Here is a 2,968-nt window from a genome sequence, read left to right as displayed (position 1 = left end):
CATAGAGATACAAATGCTGCAATTAATATTCTAAATCTTGGTAAACAAGCTAGGGGAGGGCATCCCCAAAGTAACGCTAATGGACTAGAAACCTCTACTTTACTTGGGGAAACCCTGGCGGAGCAAGTATCTAGGTTGAAATTAGAATCGAGCGTGTCTTCAGACCTGAGAGTGTCAATAGTCTCTTATTTTCTCAGACCAAACGCGAGTGGGTAAACCCCAAACATAGATAAACCCTTCCGCCGCTTTATGATCAAAAACGTCTTCGGAGCCATAGGTTGCTAAGTCTAAACTATAAAGGGAATTAGCAGATTTCCGGCCAACAATTATGGCATTTCCCTTAAACAATTTGACTCGGACAACACCAGCGACCCGTTCTTGAGTTTGTTGGATAAAGGCATCCAAAGCCGCTTTTAACGGACTATACCAGAGGCCATTATAAACCAACTGACTATAGGTTTCTTCAATCCCCCGTTTATAACGAGTCACATCGGCGGTTAAGGTCAAACTTTCTAAATCTCGGTGAGCATTAATTAACACAATCATCGCCGGAGATTCATAAATTTCTCTGGATTTAATCCCGACTAAACGGTTTTCAATCATGTCTAGGCGTCCGACCCCATGATTTCCAGCAATTTCATTTAATTTGCCAATTAACTGAACACCGCCCATAGCCTCACTATTCAGGCTCACCGGAACTCCATTTTCAAACCCAATTTCGATATATTCGGGTTCGTTAGGAGTCTCAGAAATCGGTTTAGTGATCGCATAGACTTCTTCCAGGGGTTCCGTCCAAGGATCTTCCAAAGGCCCAGCTTCGATCGCAATCCCTAACAAATTTCTGTCTAAACTATAGGGAGAGGATTTTTTCACAGGGGAAGCAATGCCAAATTTTTCCCCGTAAGCAATGGTTTCTTCCCGACTCATCCCCCACTCCCGGGCGGGAGCCAGAATTTTCAATTTCGGGTTGAGTGCGCCAATGGAGACGTCAAACCGCACTTGGTCGTTTCCTTTTCCGGTACAACCGTGGGCGATCGCATCGGCCCCGTATTTTTCGGCCACTTCTACTAAGGTTTTGGCAATTAACGGACGGGCCAAAGCCGTGGCTAGGGGATAACGGTTTTCATACAAAGCATTGGCTTGAATGGCCGGAAACGCATAGTCTTTGACAAATCGATCCTGGACATTAATCACCAGGGACTCGACGGCGCCAGAGTCCAAGGCTTTTTGTTGAACAGGCCCTAATTCATCCCCTTGTCCCAGGTCTACGGCCAGGGTAATGACTTCTTTGACGCCAAACTCATTTTTCAAGTAGGGGATACAAACGGAGGTATCCACCCCACCAGAATAAGCAAGCACAACTTTTTCAGCGCGACCCATGATTAATATATTCTCCTCAAGTAACCAAATGTTACATTATCCTGCCTTTCATGCCCTTTGGATGTCAGGAATTCTATATATTTGAGTTGGGGCCATTTTGAGGGCAGGGGGACTGGATTTTTTTCCGGTCAGTAGTTGATAATAATAGTGATTTAAGTTTCAGGTTAGAAAAACTGTGTTTTTAAGTATTGTCATTCCTACCTATAACCGTTTAGGGATTTTACAAAAGTGTTTAAAAGCCTTAGAACAGCAACAATATGATCATATTATTACTAACTATGAGGTGGTTTTAGTTGATGATGGTTCAACGGATGGAACCTTAAATTGGTTAGAGGAAAATCAGTTAGAATTTCCCCATGTTCGGCTATTTTGTCAATCCCATCAAGGGCCAGCCGCAGCCAGAAATTTAGGGGTAGAAAAGGCTCTGGGAGAAACTATTATTTTTATTGATAGTGATTTAGTCGTAACAGAAACATTTTTACAATCCCATGCTGATAGTTTAGTTGAGGGATATCAAACTTCAGATCAAGTTTTTACCTATGGTCGGGTAATTAATACTTGTAATTTTGATTACCCGACTTCTGAATCCTATAAAATTACTGATTTTTCGGCCGCTTATTTTGCCACGGGAAATGTAGCGATCGCTCGTCATTGGTTAATAAAAGCCGGATTATTTGATACTCAATTTCAACAATATGGCTGGGAAGATTTAGAATTAGGAGTTAGGTTAAAAAAATTAGGTTTAACATTAATTAAATGCCCTGATGCGGTGGGTTATCATTGGCATCCGGCCTTTAGTTTGGAACAATTACCGAAATTAATAGATCGAGAAATTCAACGGGGGAGAATGGGAGTTTTATTTTATCAAAAACATCCTTCTTTTGAAGTTAAAATGATGATTCAAATGACCATATTACATCAAATATTATGGGGTTTATTATCTTTGGGAGGACGTTTAAATGAAAAGACAATGGCAGGGTTTTTACAATATTTAATTAACCAAGGAAAATCACAATTAGCTTTAGAAATTGCTAGAATATTTCTGAATTGGTATAACGTAAAAGCGGTTTATTCAGCTTATGATGAGTTAAAATATAGAGGGACATAAATTATAGAAATCCGCGCCGAGGTTGTAACATTTTATCGTAGGGGTTGGGTCTTCCAACCCTCTTGGCTTATAGTAACACTTTATAAACTCGATTCTGAATCAGGAGCAATTTCTAACCCTGGTATTTGTCGAATTTGCTGCTGCTCTTTAACTAAATCCGATAAAGAATCAATATTAACTCCAATGCGATGACAAGCGGTTTGCAGTGCGCCCATAAATTTGTCTATATCATCCCCATAACCCGCGAGTTGAGCCGCATTTTCCACACCTTGTTTAGCATTAGCTTTCGCACAATCAATTAATTCTAGGTCGGTCAGAGGTTTTGATTTACTCATTGTTATAATCTTATTAATACAGTTAATCTATTTTACCTTAAATCCCTAAATTTTAATTAAAAATATAGCAATATTCCCTATTCCCTATTCCCTATTCCCTATTCCCTATTCCCTATTCCCTATTCCCTATTCCCTATTCCCTATT

The 2,968-nt window shown here is 40.1% G+C and carries 3 protein-coding genes; 1 reads left to right on the top strand and 2 read right to left on the bottom strand.

Annotated elements, in window-relative coordinates:
- Positions 1-174: 174 nt before the first annotated feature.
- A complete protein-coding gene (locus PL11201_RS00440) occupies positions 175-1,380 on the bottom strand; it encodes an argininosuccinate synthase (protein ID WP_079676688.1) in 1,206 nt (401 codons plus the stop codon).
- 175 nt (positions 1,381-1,555) lie between these two features.
- On the opposite strand from PL11201_RS00440, the gene PL11201_RS00435 reads away from it, so the two are divergent.
- The gene (locus tag PL11201_RS00435; protein WP_079676687.1) at positions 1,556-2,488 is read left to right on the top strand and encodes a glycosyltransferase family 2 protein; all 933 of its coding nucleotides are present in this window, start codon (positions 1,556-1,558) and stop codon (positions 2,486-2,488) included.
- Positions 2,489-2,568: 80 nt separating this feature from the next.
- Here PL11201_RS00435 and PL11201_RS00430 read toward each other — a convergent pair whose 3' ends face one another.
- Complete coding sequence (locus tag PL11201_RS00430) at positions 2,569-2,823, bottom strand: hypothetical protein (RefSeq protein ID WP_079676686.1); 255 nt, start codon at positions 2,821-2,823, stop codon at positions 2,569-2,571.
- Between the last annotated feature and the right edge of the window lie 145 nt (positions 2,824-2,968).

The sequence above is a fragment of the Planktothrix sp. PCC 11201 genome (assembly GCF_900009135.1).
GTDB lineage: Bacteria > Cyanobacteriota > Cyanobacteriia > Cyanobacteriales > Microcoleaceae > Planktothrix.
This window is presented reverse-complemented; position numbering and strand designations above follow the sequence as displayed.

Excerpts from the sequence above, each read along its gene's own strand:
- PL11201_RS00440 (WP_079676688.1), bottom strand. The coding sequence starts at position 1,380 with ATGGGTCGCGCTGAAAAAGTTGTGCTTGCTTATTCTGGTGGGGTGGAT.
- PL11201_RS00430 (WP_079676686.1), bottom strand. The coding sequence starts at position 2,823 with ATGAGTAAATCAAAACCTCTGACCGACCTAGAATTAATTGATTGTGCG.